This is a genomic window from Desulfosediminicola ganghwensis (assembly GCF_005116675.2).
Taxonomy (GTDB): domain Bacteria; phylum Desulfobacterota; class Desulfobulbia; order Desulfobulbales; family Desulfocapsaceae; genus Desulfopila; species Desulfopila ganghwensis.
In genome coordinates this window covers 1418077-1441587 of record NZ_CP050699.1, presented here as the reverse complement: position 1 = coordinate 1441587, position 23511 = coordinate 1418077, and the positions used below count along the sequence as shown (strand labels likewise).

17 protein-coding genes and 1 tRNA gene are annotated in these 23511 nt (G+C 47.8%); 5 read left to right on the top strand and 13 right to left on the bottom strand.

Annotation, left to right across the window (positions count from 1 at the left end; genetic code table 11):
* Positions 1–49 precede the first annotated feature (49 nt).
* Positions 50–1300 (top strand): cupin domain-containing protein, encoded by a 1251-nt coding sequence (locus FCL45_RS06205; protein WP_136799990.1) that lies wholly within the window; start codon positions 50–52, stop codon positions 1298–1300.
* Positions 1301–1331: 31 nt separating this feature from the next.
* Here the strand turns inward: FCL45_RS06205 and FCL45_RS06200 are convergent, their stop codons facing one another.
* The 4 genes from FCL45_RS06200 to FCL45_RS06185 form a co-directional block, all read right to left on the bottom strand.
* Positions 1332–2279 carry an IS1595 family transposase gene (locus FCL45_RS06200; protein WP_176360005.1) on the bottom strand — a complete coding sequence of 316 codons (948 nt, stop codon included), beginning with the start codon at positions 2277–2279 and terminating at the stop codon, positions 1332–1334.
* Between the two features lie 178 nt (positions 2280–2457).
* On the bottom strand, positions 2458–4098 hold the full coding sequence (locus tag FCL45_RS06195) for a glutamate synthase-related protein (protein ID WP_136798763.1): 1641 nt from the start codon (positions 4096–4098) through the stop codon (positions 2458–2460).
* Positions 4099–4473: 375 nt separating this feature from the next.
* On the bottom strand, positions 4474–5184 hold the full coding sequence (locus FCL45_RS06190) for a GAF and ANTAR domain-containing protein (RefSeq protein WP_136798764.1): 711 nt from the start codon (positions 5182–5184) through the stop codon (positions 4474–4476).
* Between the two features lie 79 nt (positions 5185–5263).
* A complete protein-coding gene (locus FCL45_RS06185) occupies positions 5264–5521 on the bottom strand; it encodes a hypothetical protein (protein WP_176360004.1) in 258 nt (85 codons plus the stop codon).
* A gap of 986 nt (positions 5522–6507) precedes the next feature.
* On the opposite strand from FCL45_RS06185, the gene FCL45_RS06180 reads away from it, so the two are divergent.
* Together FCL45_RS06180 and FCL45_RS06175 are read left to right on the top strand one after the other, a co-directional pair.
* Positions 6508–7491: an HNH endonuclease gene (locus tag FCL45_RS06180; RefSeq protein WP_136798765.1), complete on the top strand. Its 984-nt coding sequence runs from the start codon at positions 6508–6510 to the stop codon at positions 7489–7491.
* Between the two features lie 251 nt (positions 7492–7742).
* Positions 7743–10847 (top strand): DEAD/DEAH box helicase, encoded by a 3105-nt coding sequence (locus FCL45_RS06175; RefSeq protein WP_136798766.1) that lies wholly within the window; start codon positions 7743–7745, stop codon positions 10845–10847.
* Between the two features lie 119 nt (positions 10848–10966).
* Here FCL45_RS06175 and FCL45_RS06170 read toward each other — a convergent pair.
* From FCL45_RS06170 to FCL45_RS06155, 4 genes are all read right to left on the bottom strand, one after another.
* A tRNA-Met gene (locus FCL45_RS06170) sits at positions 10967–11043 on the bottom strand.
* Between the two features lie 175 nt (positions 11044–11218).
* Positions 11219–12868 carry a chaperonin GroEL gene (gene groL / locus FCL45_RS06165; protein WP_136798767.1) on the bottom strand — a complete coding sequence of 550 codons (1650 nt, stop codon included), beginning with the start codon at positions 12866–12868 and terminating at the stop codon, positions 11219–11221.
* A gap of 67 nt (positions 12869–12935) precedes the next feature.
* Complete coding sequence (groES, locus tag FCL45_RS06160) at positions 12936–13226, bottom strand: co-chaperone GroES (RefSeq protein WP_136798768.1); 291 nt, start codon at positions 13224–13226, stop codon at positions 12936–12938.
* Between the two features lie 242 nt (positions 13227–13468).
* Complete coding sequence (locus FCL45_RS06155) at positions 13469–14551, bottom strand: branched-chain amino acid aminotransferase (RefSeq protein ID WP_136798769.1); 1083 nt, start codon at positions 14549–14551, stop codon at positions 13469–13471.
* Positions 14552–14913: 362 nt separating this feature from the next.
* On the opposite strand from FCL45_RS06155, the gene FCL45_RS06150 reads away from it, so the two are divergent.
* Together FCL45_RS06150 and amaB are read left to right on the top strand one after the other, a co-directional pair.
* Positions 14914–16011: an AI-2E family transporter gene (locus FCL45_RS06150; RefSeq protein ID WP_228721446.1), complete on the top strand. Its 1098-nt coding sequence runs from the start codon at positions 14914–14916 to the stop codon at positions 16009–16011.
* A 335-nt stretch (positions 16012–16346) separates the two neighbouring features.
* Entirely contained in the window at positions 16347–17882 is a 1536-nt protein-coding gene (amaB, locus tag FCL45_RS06145; protein ID WP_136798770.1) for an L-piperidine-6-carboxylate dehydrogenase, read from the top strand.
* 350 nt (positions 17883–18232) lie between these two features.
* Here the strand turns inward: amaB and FCL45_RS06140 are convergent, their stop codons facing one another.
* The 5 genes from FCL45_RS06140 to FCL45_RS06120 all read right to left on the bottom strand — a co-directional run bounded on the left by FCL45_RS06140 (position 18233) and on the right by FCL45_RS06120 (position 23511).
* Complete coding sequence (locus FCL45_RS06140; RefSeq protein ID WP_136798771.1) at positions 18233–19555, bottom strand: putative sensor domain DACNV-containing protein; 1323 nt, start codon at positions 19553–19555, stop codon at positions 18233–18235.
* Between the two features lie 182 nt (positions 19556–19737).
* Positions 19738–21009 carry an SAM-dependent methyltransferase gene (locus FCL45_RS06135; protein WP_136798772.1) on the bottom strand — a complete coding sequence of 424 codons (1272 nt, stop codon included), beginning with the start codon at positions 21007–21009 and terminating at the stop codon, positions 19738–19740.
* A 37-nt stretch (positions 21010–21046) separates the two neighbouring features.
* On the bottom strand, positions 21047–21790 hold the full coding sequence (locus FCL45_RS06130) for a DUF1365 domain-containing protein (RefSeq protein ID WP_136798773.1): 744 nt from the start codon (positions 21788–21790) through the stop codon (positions 21047–21049).
* Complete coding sequence (locus FCL45_RS06125) at positions 21790–23031, bottom strand: NAD(P)/FAD-dependent oxidoreductase (RefSeq protein WP_136798774.1); 1242 nt, start codon at positions 23029–23031, stop codon at positions 21790–21792. Before FCL45_RS06125 ends, FCL45_RS06130 begins: the two co-directional genes overlap by 1 nt.
* 66 nt (positions 23032–23097) lie before the next feature.
* Complete coding sequence (locus tag FCL45_RS06120) at positions 23098–23511, bottom strand: DUF2177 family protein (protein ID WP_136798775.1); 414 nt, start codon at positions 23509–23511, stop codon at positions 23098–23100.

Here is a 23511-nt window from a genome sequence, read left to right as displayed (position 1 = left end):
TTCTAAAAAGAAGCGTGTTTCATCGGGTATACCTGAGCTAGACCGGCTCATGGGGGACTTGTTTATTGGTGATAATGTTCTCTGGTATGAAGATGTCAGTAGCTTCTCATCTGCATTCTGCCAGTGTTTTATCAAAGAGACACTGAACAGGAAGAGGCCACTAATCTATGTGGCGTTTGATCGTTCGCCTAAAAATGTAGTATCTTTTCTCGGCTCGCAGGCGGAAAGCCAGAACCTGACGATTCTCGATTGTTTTACTAACGGCAAAGGGGATCGCTCAGAAATCTTCAATAAGTTCTATGAAAAAAATGGAGCCCTCTGGCCCTATAAAGTCATAAAAGTGAATGACCCGACGAGCCCGGACCAGGTCGGCGAGGCCATATACGGTCTGCACAGTACTTTATCTGGTGAAGTGCATTTTATCCTCGATAGTCTCACCGGCATGCAGTCGCTTTGGGGTGGGGAAGATCACGTTATTGCTTTTTATGCCAAAACTTGTCCGCGACTCTACGAGCTGGATACTATCGCTTACTGGCTGATCGAGAAAGGAGCGCACTCCAACAGGTTGAAAGCAAACATCAACAAGATAGCACAGGTTGCAATTGATCTTTCGGTGCGCCGAGGAAAATCGACGCTCAAGATTCTCAAAGCAGAAAAACGGAACTCTAAATTCCTCAATGAGCATCATCAATATCTCTGCGAAGGGTCCAATATAGTTTTCGAAAGCCAGAGGCAGCTTAAGCCCAGATTTGACCTTGGAGCAAAAATAAAATCCACTCGACTTATGCGTGGTATTTCCCAAAAGGCGTTAGCAGGGCTTACGGGGGTGACCCCGAGTACAATCTCACAAGTGGAAAAGAATCTCATCTATCCGTCACTTCCCGCTCTGTTTCGCATTGCCCAGAGTCTTTCTGTCGAAGTTGCCACGTTATTCAAGGAATCTGGAGCTCACCAAGACGTCTTTTTGTACCCTGCAGACAGCCGATCAATTACTTCATTGGCAAAAATTGTCAAAGACAACGCCGAAGCCGAATTGTTGTTGCCGCCAGACATCGATACACCGACAGAAGCAACAATTATACGAATTCGTCCAGGTAAAAAATTGGGCGGGCATTTTTTTGCGCATAAAGGAAAAGAGTTGGGCTATCTCATTTCTGGCCAATTGGAAATGACAGTCGAGAGTCAATCGTACAAGGTTAATCCGGGAGATACAATTTATCTGCAGAAAGATATTCCGGGAAGTTGGAGCAATCCCTCTGAACAGCCTGCTGAGCTTCTCTGGCTGAAGTTCAAAGAATAACAAATCCCATATTTTCTTTTATAAATTCTGATTACCCCTCATCCTCAGCAAACTTTAAAATACGCTGAGGCATTGGCTTAGTAACTGTGGAATATCGAATAAGTGAGCCGACCATGGCTCCCATATAAAAACGGTTGTTGAAACGAAAACAGAATTCAGCCAAATACCTTGGCAAATGCTTTGAACTCACAGCATGATATGTACCATGTATGGCCCTTTTGACATTGCCGATCATGGTGTTGATCCAATGGAAAATCTTGTTGTCGGGATTGTGATAAATTTCACTTGTATTGATAGCGCCGTGGAAAGCAACGCTGTCAGCAACTCCTCGTAACGGGCCGAACTCATCCGAAATTACAACGCTTTCGTGGTGGATATGCTTCAACGACCACTTGCGAACTTCCTGGGAGGAAAAGGAGTTCACTTTACTCATTCTCATATGAATCGGATGGCCTTTTTCGTTGCGGGCTATGGCAGCAAGAAATGGGGTTTTGCCAGGGGCTCCCCGGCCACGCTTACCACCGGATCTTTTACCACCCCAATATGCGTCATCAAGTTCAACTAGGCCATTGAGGGCAAGACTGTCATCGGCTGCTTTCATAACGTGCTGGAGCTTGTGCTTCATTTTCATAGCAGCATTGATTGAAATACCAAGTAATCGTCGCAGATTGAGCGCTGACATACCCTCTTTCGATTGGGTAACAAAGAAAATCCCGAGGAACCAAGTAGTAAGAGGCAGTTTTGAGGAGGCAAATATAGTGTCGCTTGTAAGTGAGCATTGGAAACGACAGTTGCGACACTGATAGAGATTCCGAGTTAAGATTAGGTAGTGTTTGGTATGACCGCATCTCGGACATTTGTACCCAGTAGGCCAACGAGCATTGAATAGCCTTTCTCGGCACTGCTCTTCAGCGCCATATGTATCGAGAAATCTCTTCAAGCTGAGGCCTTTTTGAAATTGAACTGTATTCTTTGGCATGTCGTTTCTCCCTATGAAGGTTATCCAAGGGATTATGACATGCCAGGGGTATCACAGAGTGACCACCCTCAAGGGGTTTTTAAATGCTGAGCTTTAGGGGTAATCAGATTATAAATTAAGAAACGGGGCACATCGAGCAGGTATCTCGATGTGCCCTGTAAAACATCCTAACTTGATATTATCCTTTGAGAATTCTCTCAGCAGATTCTTTTTGAGCTTCCGTCAGGAACGGAATGCCGGTTTCACTTTCTGTCTCACGGTTAGCACTAAACAATTCATCCCTCGTAATCTCTGATAAATTGAATTTTCGTACACCTGCCATCAACTGCTGCAGGCCGCAAGAGAGCTTATCAACATAGCCTGCTATGGCCACTGCACCAAAAGGTATATTCTTCATTTCATCAGCGCCAACTTTTTGTTTTACATCCTCCCAGGCCGAAAAGATCTCTTCTGGATACTTGCCAAAGCTTTTTACGGTTTGCGGCAGTTCGTCCCAATTTCCATTTATTTCCGTTCTTCTCTCAGGGTAAAAAGTTCCTTCAATGTTACTACCTAGGTATCCAGGAATCATTGGTGCACGGCCCATACAAACCAGTTTTGTATACGGTGCGCCTAAAGCAAGAGCTTTAAAAATATGATCCTCACGGGCAAAACCACCTGCTAAGGAGATATCTGGTACCTTGATACCTTGATCATCAAGAATCTTACAATAATCATAGACTTTGGCATGCAGAGCCAGGGAGGGAACCCCCCAGTGTTCCATCATATTCCACGGACTCATGCCAGTCCCGCCACCAGAACCATCAATGGTCAGTAGGTCAAGTTTGGCATCCGCAGAATATCGAATGGCCATTGCTAGTGCCTCCATCCCGTATGATCCTGTTTTTAATGAGATTCTCTTGAACCCAAGACCTCTTAGATAATCAACTGATTTCATAAAGGATTCGCGTACTTCACCTACGGTATCCAACTCGGTAGCCCCAAGCCTGCTATGTCTGGCAAAGGCGGTAATGGCACGACGCTCAAAGGCAGCCTGTACGCTAGGGTCTGACGGATCGGGATCGACAACATACCCCCGCTCTTTAAGAAAGAGCGCATAATTAATTGATTTGACCTGAATTTCACCTCCGATAACCTTGGCGCCTTGTCCCCACTTGAGCTCGATTATTACGTCATCTCCATATTTGTTAATGACATATTCCGCTACCCCATTTCGGGTATCTTCAACATTGAGTTGAACGAAAATAGCTCCATGGCCATCATCATAACGTTTAAATATGTCGATGCGTCTATCCAATTCAGGCGCTGAGGATATTTTTCCCCCACCTAATTTTGATTCTTTATCAACACCGACAACATTCTCACCGATAACAATGGGAAATCCACAAATGGCAGCACCAGTTGCAAATGAATTCCAATATTTTGTAGCTATAAAAGTTGAACCTAAAGCACCAGTCATAATGGGAACACGGCATTTCACCTTAACCTCATTGCCGAAAACCGTTTCGGTATTGACGTTGGGGAAAACGCAGTCATCAGCATCTTTGGTCATCCCTTCGCTTAACCCACTGGACCCATATGCATACCCCTGAATCCTAAGGGAATGATACCCTAGGCCAAGAGAGGTTACATTGCTTGATCCAGAAGTAATTTTACCGAAATTTCTGGGATAGAGGATCTTACGACCTCTTAAGGAAGACATCCAGGTTTCACACTTGCCTTTGCAGTCAGAGGTACAAAGAGTGCACAATCCGGATTCGCAGGGATTGCCTCTGTTCACAGTACCGAGAGCGTCATTGTTTTTGGGCCATTGAATCATTTGGTCGTCTCCTTTTCAGGTTAAATGAATACTGAAATCATTTTTTTATGAGTCAATCCAGGTGAAGTGATGTTCGGTGTGAGGAGGGTAAATATTACGAAAATTGAAAAAAACTATTTTTTTACCCATAGCGATCTCCGGTTGAAAGTGATGATTTTCAGGGAACAGTCGCCTAACGCGTAATTGTGCGCGAGCAAAAAAAAAGGCATCTGTCCTCAGGATAGAGGAGTCAGACGCCGTTGTCTCAATAGCACGAATAAACTACACGCCTTTGTGCAGTTTTCATTAATATTTGACCAACTAATGTAGCTGCACTAAATTATGTTGTCAAGAAAAAACCTGTTAGAAATAATTGAAATCAATGAAGTTTAAGGGTTATAAAGCTTCCGACAAGATCAACGCTTCAGCAATTTCCAGCATAGATTTACGGGTATCCATGCTTCGTTTCTGAATCCAGCGATATGCTTCTTCGCCGTTCATTCGGCGACGGTCCATCAGAATTTCTTTTCCCCGTTCGATATGCTTCCTGGTCTGGAGTTCCTGTTCAATAACCCTTGTTTTTATTATAAGTTCAGTGTTGTGGATGGCAACTGCCGCCTGACTCGCGACTGCGCTGAGCATATTGATATCAGTTTCAGAAAATTCATGGGGCTGGCTGGTAAAGCAGTTAAGTACACCTATAACTTTGTCTTCCTTGCCCTGCAATGGAATGCTCACCATTGAGACCAGGCCCAGGCTGTTGGCCATCTCTTTTTCCTTGAATTTGTCATGATTCTTCACATCATCAATCACATAGGGACGCTGAGTAGAAAGCACATATCCAACTACGCCTTCATGAAGTCGCAACGCCCTGTCCTTTACATATTCCGGCTCAAAGGACTGAGTGGCCTTTAATTTGATAAGGGGAGGATTCTCGTTTTCATCAACAAGCCATAGCGAACATATCTCAACGTCTGTGACCTTGGCGGTTACCATTACTATGAGCTTGAACAAATCCTCTAAAAATACATCAGAGGTGATTGCTTGGCTTATATCCATCAGAGCTTTTACGTAGTGATCATAGGTGTGTTGACTAGATGTGTTCATGAAAACCCATGTGTTAGAAAGCTAGACAAGGAGCGTCAACTTCAGTCGCGCATGCCGGTTTATTGGTTACGGGTATAAACTAGAAGATTGTGGGAACAACCAGTTGTCGTTCACTGAGATAGTTCAATCCTTTTGGTGTGATTAGGCTGTATTGCAAGTCTGAATCAGTTTGGATTATACCCAGGCCGTCCATGGTTTTCAGAATCTGATTGAGTTTCGGCAACGATATGTCCATTTGCCTTGCAATAGTAACAGTGGGAACCAATTGAGGCTGGGGGATTCGCAAATTATCCGAAAGAATGGCAAGAACTTGAAGCTTATGGTGGTGTAGTGACATAGCGACCTCCTGGGGGGGGTGGTAAGTCAGAGCCAAGTTACTCGTGGATATTTCTCTTTATTAGCTATCATTAAGCTAGTAAACCTATAATATAATGCGGTAATTCGCAAATAATAAATTAATTACAAATTAATATTGTTTAATATATGTAGCGATAATAATTTTTTTGAAGGCTACTGCTTTCAAAAACCTGAACATCCATGAAAAGCTATGTCCAAAATATTTGATGTGGTAGGAATTTCATATGGGTGTTGGGGGCACTCATTAAAAGGCCCCTTGTCAATGGATAATACTCCCCTACAAGGGAAATAACTCCTTTCCTTGTCAAGGGTTTCGGACTTGTAATGAAACACCTGACGTGCAGAATACAGATCTTTTTCCCACCCATTTTTTCGGTGTAACGTGTCGGAAAAATCGTTCCCGCACCAGTCACCTATCAGGATCGAGGCGTAGGTTGAAGGGCACATTGCGGAACTGAGATACCCGCGCATCATCTCGCAGTGGAGCAATCTAGCCTTCAACCGGGCCCTGTCCGCGTACTCGCGGACCCAGAAAATTATCGGTGCCATGTTGTGTCCAAGTGTTTGCACAGATCTCGTGGCTTAAACCCAACCCTTTAGTGTCGTATGCATAGGCCTCCATTATTTAAAGGCGTATGGGGCCGAGTCAGGTCTTGAAATTTGACTATCCGGTGAACGCAGATACTATTTTGCCAACAGATGTAACACCAAAATTCAAGACTTTGCGCCATTCTTGCGAAGAAAAATCAACAGGAATAAAACAATCGTGGTCTATCCCGGGTTGCCTCTCCGGAGTTCGCCACGAGTTTGCAGCTACATATCCATTTAGCGTACTCATGAAATCATCGTTAGCATTTAGAACTGAAGCTGGCACCAAGCCAACGATTATGATAATAGTCTATAAATATTAAATTTTTCACTAACGCAGGGCTCAGAAGAAATATACCCTTTAGCCTCGGCAACAACATGACATGCAGCACACTCGACACGTATCTGCAGGCGATTACCAACCTACGGGTTGATAAGAATAAAAAATCATGGGCCGATTACACCTATCATTGCTCGCCATACAAACCATTTCTGCTGCTTTCGATACTTGATCATATCGCATCCGGTATCATCACCCGCAATTTTATAGAACCTTCTTTTGAACTGGCTGAAACCTTTCAAAGCTATATCGAATTGCTGCCTCCCACTGGTCGCAAAGCCAGCATGGCACTGCCCTTTTATCATCTTGAGCGCTCTGGCTTCTGGCATATGTTGCCAAGAGAAGGTGAAGTTCATCATACCGGCAGATCAATCAATTCAGTGGCGCAACTCCGAAAAATTTATCTGGCCGTAAAGCTTGATGAGGACCTGTTTAAACTTCTCCAGATGGAGACGAGCCGGGAGAAAATCCGTTTAGCCATAGTAGAGAAATATTTTCAGCCACCCTTCAGGGCTCCACTCGTACAGCATGCCCTTGTTAACCAAGCAGCAAAATTCTATTCAAACTTGCTTCTTACAACAGAGTTGGAAGTAAATTATCGCTCTAAAGACACACCACCAGAATTACAATACAAAGTTCGCAACTATGGCTTCAGGCAAGCCATAGTGAAGATCTACACCCACCGCTGCGCGTTATGCGGGATAAAAATGCAAACACCCGAAGGACATACTGTCGTTGATGCCGCCCACATAATTCCCTGGAGGGAAAGTCAGAATGATAACCCAACCAACGGTCTTGCCCTGTGCAAACTCTGCCATTGGTCCTTTGATGAGGGATTAATGTCGGTGGATGATAAATACCACGTAATGGTATCCAGGGCGGTGATGAAAGACACCAACCTACCGGGCCATATACTGACACTTTCAAACAGATTGATGTTTCGGCCCCAAGAGAGTCAAAACTGGCCTTCTATGGAGAGTTTTGACTGGCATAGGAAGAAGATATTTCGAAAGGAACGGTGATGGCCATTGTCACTTAATGGACTCGAGCGTATTCAGTCTTTCTTTGTTGATGGTGCAGCACAAAAAGTTCAAACTAAGCTTTGTCGTTGCACCTCACAAGCAACAAACTCCGAGGCTCAGACAGGCAACCCTTCGGGTATTTATCATCCTTCACATCACTATCATATCGCTTTACCATTGCATCAATCGAGGGGTGCCCCCGATCGATGCCTTCAGATTATTGAACCCCTAGTTGAAGAGGACAGGTTCGTATGAGTGGCTTGCCAGTTGGTATTTATGAGAAGCTCTTAGATGAAGAATTGAAAGAGTTGCTTGATCGGAATCCTGATCTGAAGCCTGTTCTTCGCAAGATTGATGATGAAGAATCTCCTCAAATCTATGCTCAATTCTTAGGAAACCTTGTGGGCAAGGCTCTTCAAGTCACGAAGAAGGATAAGCGAACCGAAATCGTAAATAGATTGATAGAGTTACTGTCTGAGACGGATGGCCTAGATTATATTCTGCGACATACATTGCTTCGAGACGATAAGAACCTACTAACCGAAGTACGGAATTCTGAGAGGGGCCTTGTTCGGCCAGTGACTCCGCTTTCTTCCAGCGCACTGCTAACGGGACAGGGTATTGATCCGCCTTTGGAGCATGAGTTGCGAGCGGAAATGTTGACGGCTGATCGAGTGGACATACTGATATCCTTTATTAAATGGTCAGGGCTTCGTCTGTTGATGCCTGCTTTTGATCGCCTGACCAAAGAGAACATTCCGGTTCGTATTATTTCAACCAGTTATATGGGCGCAAGTGATCCGGCGGCGCTTGAATGGTTGGCTCAGCAGGGGAACGTTGAGATCAAAGTTTCTTATGATACAGGCGGAACGCGTCTTCACGCGAAAGCTTATCACTTTGTTCGTAAGAGTGGTTTTTCCACTGCCTATATAGGTTCGGCCAATATGTCCCATTCTGCGATGACACAAGGCCTGGAGTGGACGGTTAAAATTACAGCACAGGATATGCCGCATATCTTAAACAGATTCATTGCCGATTTTTCAGCCTATTGGGAAAGTCCAGAATTTGAGTTGTATACAGAGCAACAGTTTGTGCGATTTCGTAAGGCGATTAACAGCTACAAACAGCGTGAAATTGGAAGCACACAATTTTTTGCAGATATTACTCCGCGACCTTTTCAAGAACGAATATTAGAGGCATTGGAAGCTGCTCGTCAAAATGGTTCGATGCGAAACCTGGTTGTCGCGGCAACAGGCACGGGAAAAACTGTGGTATCAGCCTTGGACTATAAGCGGCATGCTGAGCAAGTAGGGAAGAAGGAACGATTACTTTTTGTGGTTCATAGAAAAGAAATCCTCGAACAGGCCATGGGATGCTTCCGTACTGTATTACGTGATCAGAATTTTGGAGAGCTTTTGGTTAATGGTCAAGAGCCGACAGAATGGGAACATGTATTTGCCTCGATTCAGAGCCTTCGGACCAAAAAGCCATGGCTGTCTTTAGGTGCAGATCATTTTCGTTTTGTAATCGTCGATGAGGCTCACCACGGGGCTGCTTCGAGCTACCTCCCCCTCTTCAATCTTCTAAATCCGCATATTTTACTAGGGTTAACTGCAACTCCCGAACGCATGGATGGCTCCCCAATTTTGCCTGATTTTGGTGGCCATTTTGCTGCAGAGATTCGCTTGCCAGAGGCTCTGGAAGAAAAGCTCCTGTGTCCGTTCCACTATTTTGGTGTGTCAGACAACATTGATTTGGACGAAGAGCGTTTCTGGAAAAATGGCAAGTACGATCAGCGGGAATTGGAAAAGGTATATACAGGGGATGACATTCGGGCAAAACAACGTGTGGATCTTGTGCTACAGGCTATACGTAAATACCAACCCGAACTCGAAGGTGTTCGGGCAGTTGGTTTTTGCTCCGGAACTCAACATGCAAAGTATATGGCTGAACATTTTAAGAAAGCCGGTATAACCGCCAGTGTACTGTTAGGTACGACCGGCAAGGAGGAGCGTGCTTCACGGTTAAAAGAGTTTCGGGAAGGACACATTCAATTCCTTTTTGCAGTTGATGTATTGAGTGAAGGTGTAGACGTTCCCGAAATCAATATGGTTCTCTTTTTGAGGCCAACGGAGAGCCTGACAGTTTTCTTACAACAGTTGGGCCGTGGATTACGTCATGCTCCGAATAAAGACTGTTTAACGGTTCTTGACTTTGTTGGTCAAACCCATCGCAAGTATCGTTTAGACACGAAGTATGGGGCTTTACTGTCTAGAAAAAGACAGCGGATTGATCGTGAAATTGAACATGATTTCCCAAATCTGCCTTCTGGATGCAGTATCATTTTTGAGCGGGTTGCGCGCGAAACAGTGCTCAAGAACATTAAGTTTGCCTTAAGAGATTTGAAGAACTTTATTCCGGAGGTCATTCAGACATGGGACAGACATTCAGCAAAGCCGTTAACCTTCGGAAATTTTATCGAGGAGACCTGCTTGTCTCCGATCGAGGTGTTGCGAAAACGTACATGGTCTGAATGGAAAGCTCTGGCAAAAGGGCAATCTGCGCTGGAAGACCCTGACCTTGTAAAGGCAAGAAAAGGATTGCTGCGATTAGCATTACGGTCAGATCCGAATCTGTTGGATTCGGTGAAGACACTCGCAAAGGAAAATAGGGTACTAGAGCCGGATGGGCCGTATGCAACATCCCGAAAAACAGCTCTACATTATCTTTTTTGGGGACAAAAAGCAGACGTGGCAGGTGTTGATAGCCTCGAAGATTCTATGGCGAAGTGGTCAAGAAATACCACCGTAGCTGCTGATGCAGCGGAAATCGCAGAGTGGCGTCTTCAGAATCAGCCGTATCCATTCACCAACATCAAGCTCCCGTTTCCCTGCGATCTGAAGTTGCATGCGGCATATGGTTCTCATGAGATAAAAGCAGCTTTGGGGTTGAACAGTTTTCAGAAACCCGGACCCACAGGAGTGGGGGTGATGCACAATATCGAACTTAAAGTTTATGTTCACTTGGTCACTTTTAGGAAGGTCGAGCAGGATTTCTCACCAACGACTCTCTACAAAGATTATCCGATCAGCAGAACCCTTATGCATTGGGAAAGCCAGTCCACTGCCACTCAGAAAACTGCCACCGGTCAGAATTATATCCACATCAGGGAACGAGGCTATACCGTTTTGTTTTTTGCTCGTGTAGAGAAACAGATTGAGGGTGAGACCGCTCCGTTTGTTTACTTGGGGCCTGCAGCTAAATTGATTTCTTATGAAGGAGAGCGCCCCATAAGTATGGTTTGGGAGTTGGAATATCCGATGCCTGCAGCTATGTTTGAAGAGGCTAGGCCTTAAAGAAATTAAATACCCGGGAAGGTGGTCAGGTAAAATCTGATAACATAGCGGGTACACAACAAGCCCCAAAACGCAAAAAAGGGGTTTCAACGATAATCGTTGAAACCCCTTTTTTCAATTGGTGGCGATGCAGGGATTTGAACCCCGGACAACACGGATATGAGCCGTGTGCTCTAACCAACTGAGCTACATCGCCTTGCTTGCGAGGCCCTATAAATACTGTACTCGGAGCTCACTGTCAATATATTTTTATCACTTTTTTTTAAAGAGCAAAAGGCCTTATAACTAAGGCCTTTTGCCAACTTCGTACGCTAAGCGATGAGCGTATCTAACTGCCCGATTTTATGATCGGGCAGTCAGCGAGGGGCAAATTACATCATGCCGCCCATGCCGCCCATTCCACCCATGCCGCCTGGCATTGGTGGCATTCCGCCAGCACCTGGCTCTTCTGGCTTGTCTGCAATCACACACTCGGTGGTGAGCAGCATACCGGAAACGGAAGCAGCGTTCTGCAGTGCAGTACGGGTAACTTTAGCAGGATCGATAACACCGGCTGCGATGAGGTCTTCGTATTTTTCTGTAGCAGCGTTGAAGCCCATTGGGCCTTCCTGGCCTTTTACGTGCTCAACGATTACGGAACCCTCGGCACCAGCGTTGGAAGCGATCTGGCGTACCGGCTCTTCGAGAGCGCGGAGCAGGATGTTCTTACCGAGATTCTGCTCACCTTCGAGCTCGATAGCAGCAAGAGCAGCGAGGCAACGGATGTAAGCAACACCACCACCAGGAACAACACCTTCCTCTACGGCAGCGCGGGTAGCGTTGAGTGCATCCTCAACACGAGCCTTCTTCTCTTTCATCTCAATCTCGGTGGCAGCACCAACATTGATTACAGCAACACCGCCGATCAGCTTGGCAAGACGCTCCTGGAGCTTCTCACGATCGTAGTCAGAGGTGGTGTCCTCGATCTGGGTGCGGATCTGCTTAACACGAGCTTGGAGCTTAGCAGGATCGCCGGCACCGTCTACGATGGTGGTGTTGTCTTTGTCTACAACGATGCGCTTAGCGGTGCCAAGGTCGTTGATGGTTACGTTCTCAAGCTTGATGCCGAGGTCTTCGGTGATTACCTGGCCACCGGTGAGGATAGCGATGTCCTCGAGCATTGCCTTACGACGATCGCCAAAGCCTGGAGCTTTAACAGCAGCAACGTTCAGGGTACCACGGAGCTTGTTCACAACGAGAGTTGCGAGTGCTTCGCCGTCTACATCTTCAGCGATGATCATCAGACCTTTACCCATCTTGGCAACAGACTCAAGACATGGGAGGAGGTCTTTCATGTTGGAAACTTTCTTCTCAACGAGGAGGATGTATGGGTCGTCCATAGCAACTTCCATACGATCCGGATCGGTCACGAAGTACGGAGAAAGGTAACCGCGATCAAACTGCATACCCTCAACTACATCGAGAGTGGTCTCCATGGACTTGGCTTCCTCGACGGTGATAACACCCTCTTTACCAACTTTGTCCATAGCCTCGGCGATGATGTTACCGATGGTCTCGTCGCTGTTAGCAGAGATGGTACCAACCTGAGCGATCTCTTTCTGCTCTTTGGTCGGGGTAGCGATCTTGGCGAGCTCTTCAACTACAACCGCAACACCTTTATCGATACCGCGCTTGATCTCCATTGGGTTGCCGCCGGCAGCTACCAGCTTGACACCTTCGGTGTAGATCGCCTGAGCGAGAACGGTAGCGGTGGTGGTACCGTCACCAGCAACGTCAGAGGTCTTGGAAGCAACTTCCTTAACCATCTGTGCGCCCATGTTCTCGAACTTGTTCTCGATCTCGATTTCTTTAGCAACAGTTACACCATCTTTGGTGATGGTAGGAGCACCGAAAGATTTCTCGATCAGTACGTTACGGCCTTTCGGTCCGAGGGTAACCTTAACTGCGTTGGCGAGAGTGTTTACACCCTCAAGGATTGACTCACGGGCTTTCACACCGTATTTAATGTCTTTTCCAGCCATTATTATTTTCTCCTATAATCAATTTCTCCCGCAGCAATGCGGGCAGCAAGAAGTAGTAGTCAGTTTATTACTGCTCAACAACACCAAGAATATCGTCTTCGCGCATGATGAGGAAGTCCTCACCATCCAGCTTCACATCGGTACCGCCATACTTGGAGAAAAGGACAAGATCACCCTCTTTCACCTGCAGTGCCACTCTTTCGCCTTTGTCATTCAATTTGCCTGGGCCTACCGCTACTACCTGGCCCTCAGCCGGCTTCTCTTTCGCGCTGTCAGGAATAATGATACCACCGGATGTCTTCTCTTCTTCTTCCAGTCTCTTCACCAGAAGGCGGTCGTTCAATGGACGAATTTTCATACTTCCTCCTACAAAATTGTGTGTTTGTTAACCGAACGGGCCCATTGAAAGAATGGATATGGTTCCCCAATTCGTTATTTTTTGCCCCGTAAATTGGGCGGGTATCTAAAACTTGCATTACAATAAACGCGGATTTTCAAAAATCAAGGCTACAAATAAAAAAAAAATCCAGCACCTACGACACCCTCCACCCGACGACCAAGCGCTCATTTTTCCGATATTTTCAATCGCACTTTCTAACACTATCCAACACGAACGACCCAATTAAAAGGATCTTCTCTGCGTCCGCCCTGTATATCCTGCAGCTCGTCAAAAAGCCTTCTGGAGAGTTCGCCCGTCTCCCCGTTGTTGATGGAATAGGCTTTATCCTTATAAAAGAGCTCTCCCACCGGCGAAATCACTGCCGCTGTGCCGGTACCAAAGGCCTCTTTCAGGCTACCGTCTTCAGTTGCCGCCAGAACTTCATCGATTGCAATCTCGCGCTCAACGGTCTTCACACCCCAGCTTTCGGCAAGTTTCAGTACCGAGTTACGGGTGATGCCGCCGAGAATAGACCCTTCCAGTGGTGGAGTGACCAGTTCGTCACCGATCATGAAGAAGATATTACTGGTGCCAACCTCTTCTATATATTTATGCTCACATGCGTCGAGCCAGAGTACCTGGGTATATCCTTCTTTCTTGGCAAGTTCAGAAGTATAGAGCGATGCGGCGTAATTACCGGCGGTCTTTACATTGCCCACGCCACCCTTTACGGCGCGTACATGCTCGTCGCTTACATAGATCTTGGTGGGATTGAAACCTTCGGAATAGTAGGCGCCGACAGGACTCAAGATGATATAAAAGTAGTATTCGGCCGAAGGGCGTACACCGAGAAACGGCTCGGTGCCGATCATGGTCGGACGGATGTAGAGAGATGCCCCTTCAGATTCCGGAATCCAGTTTTTTTCGAGATAGAGCAACGCCTTCAGGGATTTCAGAACCTGATCTACGGGGATTCGCGGCATACACATGCGAATGGCGGAGGAGTTCATTCGCTCAAAGTTGTCTTCGGGTCTGAAGAGGTATACCTGGCCACCATCACCTTTGTACGCCTTCATGCCTTCAAAAATCGCCTGACCATAATGGAAAACCACCGCGGCAGGATCGAGGGTAAAATCGCCGTAGGGACAGATCTTTGCATCATGCCAGCCATTTTCGCGATTCCACTTCATCAGGAACATATGATCGGTAAAGTGCTGGCCAAAGCCCAGCTTGTCCTGTGAAGGTTTTTCCTTACTTTTATCATCAGCCAACTTTTCCAGTGTAACTTCAAGATCTTCCCACATTATAGCAATCTCCTAACCTGCACTTATTTTTCTTTTCTTAATAACCAAGAGGATATATACTTTCGGGCGACAGGGACTGTTCCTGATATCTCAAATGAAGAACATTGTCGCATAGAAACGCATGCATGAACACGCCTGACCGGAATAACATACCGGTTCGACAGCAATTGCGGCAATCTATAACGATAACTCAGGTATCTGGACAATTGCAACAGTAAACCATTATCATGTGTTTATACTGATGCATCTCTCCGATTTCATGTTTATCTCTCCGATCAGCGCGCAACCACAGCAGCCAGAGGGTACGGACGCGAAAATACCAGTTCAGGATACCTCAACGTTAACTTCAAAGCCAGAGCCGTATGAGCAATACTTCACCAGCCAATGATCTGAATGGCCCGACACAGAGCCCGATGCAAATCAAATACTTTGTGCTCGTCTTCTTTGTCTCAATATTTTTCCTGGGAAAAGTGCTCTACCCATTCTGGTCGATACTGGTGCTCTCGTTCCTGCTCACCAATCTTTTTCGACCAATTCACCTGTTTTTCTGCAAGGTGATGCATCAGAACCTGGCCTCGGTGCTCACCTGTCTGCTGATTGTTGCCATCGTTTTCATTCCGATAATATTTTTCATCGGCTCGCTTGCCAACGAAGCGCTCTCGCTCTACAACTGGGGCCGTGACAGCCAGGTTGGGCTGAAAGTTGTCAGTTTCCTGCAGGACAGCGAATATATGATGAAGTTTCAGGATTACATGGCAGACTTCGGATTCAACTTCAAGCCACAGCTGATTATAGATTTCGTCTCCTATGTTGCCAAAAAAGGCGGGCTGATGCTCTATAACCAGGCCAGCGCCTGGGCTGCCAACATCATGCAGTTTGTTTTTTTGTTTTTCATGATGATTTTGGTGATCTTCTTTTTGCTGATCGATCTACCAAAACTCGTTGAGTATCTGGTGCGGCTCTCACCACTGCCTGATGACGAAGACCGGTTGCTGGTATCCAAATTCGAAGAGATCGCCAACGCCATCTTAAAAGGCAACGGCATCTGCGGACTGGTTCAGGGTATCCTGGGTGGTGTGCTTTTCTCCATTCTGGGCCTCAACTCCCCCATCCTCTGGGGTTGTATCATGGCCATTCTCGCCTTTCTGCCAATCTTCGGCATCGGCCTGGTCCTGATCCCCGCCGCCCTGGTTATTGCCATCAACGGCAGCATCGGTCTGGGTATTTTCGTATTCATCTTCTATCTGGTGCTCTCGCTCTCCATGGAATACCTGGTGAAACCAAAGCTTGTCGGCAGCCAGGTCAAGATGCATACCCTGCTGGTCTTTCTCTCTATTATCGGTGGACTGAGCGTATACGGCATACTGGGAATTATCTACGGGCCACTGATTATCACCGCATTTCTGACGCTGTCTGATATATATCTGAAGAAGTATGATTCATATATCCAACAAACGTAGCCCGGATTTCTTATGAGCATTGTGTCGATTTCACAATTCTGCTGGTTTGTAACATAGGTTCAACCCATGATAGTGATTGGCAAATCTCCACAATGCCCACCAGAGGTCTGCCCAGAATACCCTAAGTTACGGCTCCCCTGCCCTGGCCCGGATTTCACATGAGCATTGGGGGGACTCGGGAACAGCCCTGAACGTCAAGCAGTTCCCCCTCACACCTCCCTCCGACCTCCTCTCTCCGACCTGCCCACGGCAGCACCTTGACTCTACTATCCGCCAATGCAATACTAAACAAGAGTCATCCCCCACAATTCCAAACCGTTACCAGCGAGGTCGTTATGAACTTTTTCAAAGAACTCAGTCTGGATACAGACCTATCAACCGTTTCCACCGGCAGCTCGTGGTATAAACCCACCTCCGACAATATTCTTTGCCCTTTCTCGCCTGTCGACGGCACCACCTACCTCGAACTTCCCCTGGCAACTGAGAAGGAATATAACACGGTGCTGGAAACCGCATCCGCAGCTTTTCCGGTCTGGCGCGACACCCCTGCTCCGGTTCGCGGTGAAATAGTCCGCCAGATCGGTGTCAGGCTGCGCGACTATAAAATTCCGCTTGGCAAACTCATAAGCTACGAGACGGGTAAACCCCTGCAGGAGGGGCTGGGCGAGGTTCAGGAAGCCATCGACGTCTGTGACTTTGCCCTGGGCCAATCACGAATGCTCTACGGCATGACCACCGTTTCGGAACGCCCCATGCACAAACTCTACGACCAGTACCATCCTCTGGGTATCGTCGGGGTTATCACCGCCTTTAACTTTCCGCTGGCGGTCTATTCCTGGAACACCATGCTGGCAGCAGTGTGCGGTGATGTAATCATCTGGAAACCTTCATCCAAAGCACCTGCCACAGCCATGGCCATGCAGAAGATTCTGGGCGAGGTCGTGGCGGATTACGATCTTCCCGAAGGGATCTTCAATCTGCTCGTGGGCGGCAGGGATGATGTTGGCAACAAAATGCTCGGCGACAGCAGGATTCCGCTTATCTCATTTACCGGCTCAGTAGCCTCTGGCAAACACGCGGCAGAGATTGTCGCCAGAAGGCTGGGCCGGACAATTCTCGAACTGGGCGGCAACAACGCCATAATCATCGCGCCCAGCGCCGATCTGAAACTGGCCATCCCATCGGTGGTTTTCGGCTCGGTCGGCACCACCGGCCAGAGATGCACCTCCACCCGCAGACTTATTATTCACGAAAGTGTTTATCAAGAAGTAGTGACCAGGCTGCAGCGTGCCTACGAAAGCCTGAATATCGGCGACCCGCTCGATGAAACCAACCATGTGGGGCCATTGATAGATCTGCAGAGCGTTCATGATTTTCGCGAATCCATCGAGGCCATCACCGGCCAGGACGGCCGGATTCTCCACGGCGGCACCGTACTCTTCGGCCCCGGCTATGAATCAGGCTGCTACGTGGAACCAACCTTAGCCGAAGTTGAGGTTACCACTCCGATAGTCCAGGAAGAGACCTTTGCCCCCATTCTCTATCTTATGAAGTATTCCGGTGATATTGATGAGGCTATCGCTATCCAGAACGATGTTCGGCAGGGACTCTCATCGGCAGTTTTCACCACGGATCTGCGTGAGTCAGAGCGGTTCCTCTCTGCGGCAGGTTCCGACTGTGGTCTCGCCAATGTTAATATAGGTACCTCCGGAGCGGAGATAGGCGGGGCGTTTGGTGGTGAAAAAGAGACCGGCGGCGGGCGGGAATCCGGCTCGGATGCCTGGAAAGCGTACATGCGCAGACAGACTGTTACGGTGAATTATGGGAGTAGCCTGCCGCTGGCTCAGGGCATCAACTTTGATATTGGTTAAGGTGCTTCATACAGCACCAACTTCTTCAGTGTTTTTGAGGTCCACATAGCAGAACTATAGTGGACCTCAAAAAACTTCGAACTTGGAACTGTCTGAATCACCTTGGGAAGTGCGAAATAGTAGAGATTTTCGAACAACGATCTTTGGATCGTTTCGCTCATTCTATTGAATATTCAAACGATTACCGCCGCCTAACCTCTCCCCCCTAACCCCTAACTTAAAAATTCTCTCCCCTAACTTTTCCAAATCAGTTCAGATGCCGTCATATTCTAAGTTTTGTTGTGCCGCTATGTTTTTCCCATGCGGCACAACAAAACACTGAAGAGAATGCCGGTATATGAACTGATTTCCTAGTCTGTGGCGAAATCTATGGGAATTACATCCCAGTAGAGTACAGAATCCTCTCCCCAGGTAACAATCCGCACCTCCCCATCCTGGGAGACAACTATACCGAGGGCATCGTGCAGCTTCTTGCAGAGATAATAGCATGAGCGATGGCGGGTGCCGACACTCTCTATTCGTTCGATCTTCCTGTGTATTCCTTCCGGGTCCAGGGCCTTGGCTACATGTTCACCCATCTCGAAATTACCCTGGATAATACCTCCATAGCCGATCAACTCCGGCCCTTCCGTGGTGACCACCGCGCCGTCAACGCCTGTAAGCCCGGCGACAAAACGTGCGTATTTAAATACCTGCTCATCAAGAGGGATCAGCCGTTTCCCCTGTAACTCCACATAATCATCCCACCCTGCCACATAATCAGGCCCATAGCGGCGGCCACAAACTATCGACAAGACTTTCATGATCTCCAGCACCAGGGTTTTCAACTGCTGGCTGGCGCCACCTTCCGTGAAACGGTATTTAATCGATATATACGGGTTATCCTTTGAAATAAGGTTGGCCATACCGGCCGGGAAAGACAAAATCATACCGCCATGGCCCGACCGCCTTACGGTACTGATAACGTGCTTGAAAAATTCCAGGTAGAGTTTGCCCACAAAATCCGGATCGACCTTGGCCCACTCGTTTTTTACCAACTCCGGATTTTGAGCGTGTATTGCCGAAAGTCGCTTCTGCACCTGGGAAAAACGTGTGGTCATCCATTCTGCCTGAAAGACGTTAACAGCAGGCGAGATAATTTTACCGGCCGATAACTGCACCAGAATTTCATGACCACGGAAAACAGTCAGCCTGCCCGGCCCCATCACGTGCACAGCCAGGGCTTTGGGCAATGGCACGGCAGTCTTTGACCCACCGTGGATAATCTGGGTCCAGCGCGAACCGGTGTGAATAACACCCCATATCTGCAGCCCGTCCTTCTCCCTGAAACGTACCCCGATCATGGCGTTGTTGAAATTTAACGCCGGTGCCAGCTTCAGCAGCTCATAGGTGTTGAATGGCCTCTGATTCGTGAATTTCATCACGAAAAGACCCTGCAACAGGCCGGCATCGGCGCTGCCGTAATCATCGGGTTCTGCCATCATCAACCGAAAACGGATTTGTCTGGTCTCCTCCTGCATCTGACTCACCTGATAGCACGTGGAAATCAGGTCATTGAGGACCTCTGTGGCTGGCAGCGCATATGTCTTCTTGTCGTCTTTAGAGTCAAGCACGGTATACGACCATCTCTGTTGCAGGCTGACGACAAGATCGTGTGGATAGCTATGAATCATACGAAATAAATCGATGCTGTAGAAACCTTGTAACGATGCAGCGATTGGTGCTGCAATCTCCTCTCTCCATTTGCTTTAAGGATACGGCAATCGGGAAGATTATGAAATAGACAGACGAAAATAACTGGCAGGATTTGTAAAAAAGACAGTTCGTTAACTGGTAAACAGACCGCTTATACCTGCTATTTCAGCAACTGGCGGGCACCTGGTTTGGCAAAAACTATTTGCAAATCACCAAGATGGCGTTCTAGAAAGCCGGCTTCACAATAGCTGAAATAGAACTCCCACATCCTGATAAACTGCTCATTTTTCCCGAGTTTTCGAACCTCGGCCAGTTTCTGCACAAACCGCTGGTGCCAGATGTTCAGAGTTCTGGCATAATGGGGGGCGATATCTTCCAGCTGCACTACTGTCATGTCGGTTACCCTGGCAACTGACTGCATAATAGCACTCAGGGACGGGAGACAGGCTCCCGGAAAGATGTAGCGGCGAATAAAATCCACCTCTTTCAGATACGCCTGGTAAAGATGGTCCCTGATGGTGATTGCCTGCAGCACCATGAGCCCGGTCGGCTTGAGCAGCTTGCTGCAGCAACCGAAAAAAGCATCGAAATAGTGATGCCCGACCGCCTCTATCATCTCAATTGAAACAAGCTTGTCAAACGAGCCGCGAATATCCCGATAATCCATCAGCTCGATTGTCACCTGCTTCTCAAGCTTGTCGTCAACAATTCTCTGCCGGGCGAATTTGAACTGCTCCCTGGAGATGGTCACCGTGGTCACCCGGCATCCATAATTGGCGGCGGCGTAGACCGCGAACCCTCCCCAGCCTGTGCCTATCTCCAAAAGATGGTCGCTGTCATTCAATTCAAGCATCTCGCAGATTCTTTCGAACTTGCACAACGATGCATCTTTTAACGAACTCTTTTCACTTGCAAAAAAACCACAGGAATAGGCCATGGTCGAATCGAGAAAGAGTGAGTAAAAATCGTTGCCCAAATCATAGTGCGCAGCGATGTTTTCTTTACTCCCTTTTCTGGTGTTCTTTCTCGCCAGGTGATACAGCCAGTGCAGAGGCATGGTAAGCCTGCCCCAGCCGGAATCAATGCCCAGCAATAACTCGCTGTTTATAATGACAATACGAATCAGGGCTGTAAGGTCGCTGCAGCGCCAGAGACCATCCATATAGGCCTCACCGGAGCCGACCGTGCCACCAAACAAAACCCGCCGGTAAAATTCCAGGTTATAGACATCAATGGTCACCGACAGCTCCGAGCTGTTATGGCCGAAAGTCTCCACCTTCCCATCTTCACGTAAGACGATATATCCTTTGCGAATGGCCCTGAGCCTGCTGGTGAGCATACTCCTGCTCCAGCGATTCAGGGTGTTTTCCCCCGGCCCGGTCACCGCAGTTCCTGACAGCTCCCGCTCTCCCTGAGTCTGATAATCGCTCATTGTATCTCCGTATCAGTTATATGCCCGATATTTCCATTCATGGATGTGAATAAAACTGCGCTCCCCGCAACCAGAGCCGCAACGCCTGCCAGTAGATGCCTGCGGTCACCTTCATCGTCATCAGTGGATAGACAACCAGCATCCTGCGAAGTGAACCGCCGGTAATAGGAAGTTGCGATAATTCAAGCTCCGCCTCAAAGATCCGTTTATTCTCATGATAGTCGACCATCAGGACCTGCAGCTGCTCTCCCGGAGGTGTGAACGACCATTCGTAATCGATATCCATGGGCAGAAAGGGTGACACATGGAACTCTTTGGCCAATGCGAACCTCCAGCTCTTGCCATCACTGTTGTTTTCACTGCATGGTATTACATAGCAATGCACTTCGCCCCAGGGGGTGTTATGCACTTCAAGCACGATTGTCTCAACCTGCTCACCGCCCTCATCGAAGCAATAGTAGAACGTTGCCGGGTTGAAACAATGGCCGAAATAGCGGAGATGGGTGAGCATCCTGATAGCACCTTCAGGACGTTTCCCGGTCTTTTCTTCCACCAGCAGCCGAACAGAATCCTCTATTGTTATTCTCGGGTCTCCGAAATGATCCTTACGACGCAAAAAAGCCAGGTTCATCTTTTTCGCAGACCAGAGCAGGCGTCCCCTGAAGACCTGATCCAGCTCCCCGAGATCCAGGTACATCAGAAATATTCGATACCTGAAGCTGTTTTTCACCGGCCGGTAACGCATGTGCCGGATATGCCCGGTGTAAATACGGCTATTCATTACAAACCCCTATCGAAGTTCTTGCACACCGACAGCGCAGAACGAACCCCATCTTCATGGAATCCATAACCCCAGTATGCACCGCAGTAGTGGGTACGGTTAACTCCGCTCACTTCGTTGTGGCGATCCTGAGCCGGCGGTACCAGAGGCGTATATGCCGGATGGTCATAGAGGTAATTGCCGATGATTTTTTCAGGATTGATTGACTCCAGCTGGTTGAGCGAGACCAGAAATTCTTCTTTTGCCGTGATCGACTGCAAAATATTCATGTCGTAGGTCACGGTGGAACTGAGTGTCTCATCCACGGGAATCTTGTAATTCCAGCTTGCCCATATCGAACGTTTGGACGGCAGCAGCCTGGTATCTGTGTGCAGCTGTACCCTGTTGGCCTGATAACGAATGGAGCCGAGCACTTCTTCTTCTGCCCGGGACGGGTCGGTAAGCATATTGAGAGCCTGGTCGCTGTGTACAGCCAGTATGACCTGATCGAAATGTTCCACACCTTGAGCCGTGGCTATCTCCACATGATCGGGGGTCCTGGTAACCCACTGCACCGGGCAGTTGAGTCTGATCCTGTCGGCAAAGGATGTTATCAGCTTTTCCACATAACGGGTTGACCCGCCTTTAATTACCCTCCACGCCAGTCTCTTGCGCAGATTCAGAATGCCATGATTTCGAAAAAATCTGGCAAAAAGCGCAATGGGGAACTCTCGCGCCTCCGTGGGGGGAGCGGACCAGAGCGCAGAAGTCATCGGCAGGATAAAGTAGCGTAAAAATTCTTCAGAATAGCCCTCTGACTCAAGAAAATCAGCCAGTGAACGGTTATCTGTCGTGCCCTGTATGATTTGATCGATCTGCCTGTTGAAGCGCATCATGTCCCACAATATCTTATACATCGTCGCCCGCAGGATGTTCTCCCGCTGGGCAAAAAAGGTGTTGAGGGAATTACCGTTAAATTCCAGCCCGTCCGCCAGTGATTTCACCGAAAAAGACATCGAGCTCGGCTGACTCTCCACCCCTATCCTGTTAAGGATTTTGAGAAAATTGGGGTAAGTGGTTTCATTGAACACAATAAAACCGGTATCGATCTCAAAATCTCCCGAAGGTGTCTTGACGGGTACAGTGTGAGTATGCCCCCCCACATAATCATTTGCCTCGAACAGGGTGATATCATGAATCTCGTGCAGCAGATAGGCCGCAACCAGCCCGGAAATGCCGCTTCCCACGATTGCAATCCTCATCTATCCTCCTGTCACAGTTCAAATTATGGAAGTTGCAACTACACATTCTGTTAGATTTACTCACACTCAGCTCACCCATCGATAAATGACAACTGCAGCCACTGTCGCGGCACTGTTTAGAAAACATCCCCAGCCGATATCAACCAGAGCCATTTTCAGACTGTAGTTAGCCAGCAGGGCATAGTTGGTCATATCAAATACCCCGTAAAGGACTAATCCGAACAATGCACCATAACCAATTGCCGGCAGCAGATAGCCCTGCGGGGGGAGCAAAGGCAGGACAAAAACAAGTATCCCCAGAGGAATAAACAGATACACGAGTACCGCTGCCCAGACAACGGGCGCAAACCCTTCCCCAGATGAACGTGCCAGCGGCCCCAACTCACGGATGTAGAACTGCCCCATTAATTTCCCGAGCCAGATATAATCGATCAGAAAAATGACAGGCAGCAGTAAGAAGAATGTTTTTATCAATGCCAT

Excerpts from the sequence above, each read along its gene's own strand:
- FCL45_RS06120 (WP_136798775.1), bottom strand. The coding sequence starts at position 23,511 with ATGGCATTGATAAAAACATTCTTCTTACTGCTGCCTGTCATTTTTCTG.
- FCL45_RS06190 (WP_136798764.1), bottom strand. The coding sequence starts at position 5,184 with ATGAACACATCTAGTCAACACACCTATGATCACTACGTAAAAGCTCTG.
- FCL45_RS06130 (WP_136798773.1), bottom strand. The coding sequence starts at position 21,790 with ATGAATAGCCGTATTTACACCGGGCATATCCGGCACATGCGTTACCGG.
- FCL45_RS06155 (WP_136798769.1), bottom strand. The coding sequence starts at position 14,551 with ATGTGGGAAGATCTTGAAGTTACACTGGAAAAGTTGGCTGATGATAAA.
- FCL45_RS06195 (WP_136798763.1), bottom strand. The coding sequence starts at position 4,098 with ATGATTCAATGGCCCAAAAACAATGACGCTCTCGGTACTGTGAACAGA.
- FCL45_RS06150 (WP_228721446.1), top strand. The coding sequence starts at position 14,914 with ATGAGCAATACTTCACCAGCCAATGATCTGAATGGCCCGACACAGAGC.
- FCL45_RS06185 (WP_176360004.1), bottom strand. The coding sequence starts at position 5,521 with ATGTCACTACACCACCATAAGCTTCAAGTTCTTGCCATTCTTTCGGAT.
- amaB (WP_136798770.1), top strand. The coding sequence starts at position 16,347 with ATGAACTTTTTCAAAGAACTCAGTCTGGATACAGACCTATCAACCGTT.
- FCL45_RS06135 (WP_136798772.1), bottom strand. The coding sequence starts at position 21,009 with ATGAGCGATTATCAGACTCAGGGAGAGCGGGAGCTGTCAGGAACTGCG.
- FCL45_RS06175 (WP_136798766.1), top strand. The coding sequence starts at position 7,743 with ATGAGTGGCTTGCCAGTTGGTATTTATGAGAAGCTCTTAGATGAAGAA.
- FCL45_RS06205 (WP_136799990.1), top strand. The coding sequence starts at position 50 with ATGGGGGACTTGTTTATTGGTGATAATGTTCTCTGGTATGAAGATGTC.
- FCL45_RS06180 (WP_136798765.1), top strand. The coding sequence starts at position 6,508 with ATGACATGCAGCACACTCGACACGTATCTGCAGGCGATTACCAACCTA.
- FCL45_RS06140 (WP_136798771.1), bottom strand. The coding sequence starts at position 19,555 with ATGATTCATAGCTATCCACACGATCTTGTCGTCAGCCTGCAACAGAGA.
- FCL45_RS06125 (WP_136798774.1), bottom strand. The coding sequence starts at position 23,031 with ATGAGGATTGCAATCGTGGGAAGCGGCATTTCCGGGCTGGTTGCGGCC.
- FCL45_RS06200 (WP_176360005.1), bottom strand. The coding sequence starts at position 2,279 with ATGCCAAAGAATACAGTTCAATTTCAAAAAGGCCTCAGCTTGAAGAGA.
- groL (WP_136798767.1), bottom strand. The coding sequence starts at position 12,868 with ATGGCTGGAAAAGACATTAAATACGGTGTGAAAGCCCGTGAGTCAATC.
- groES (WP_136798768.1), bottom strand. The coding sequence starts at position 13,226 with ATGAAAATTCGTCCATTGAACGACCGCCTTCTGGTGAAGAGACTGGAA.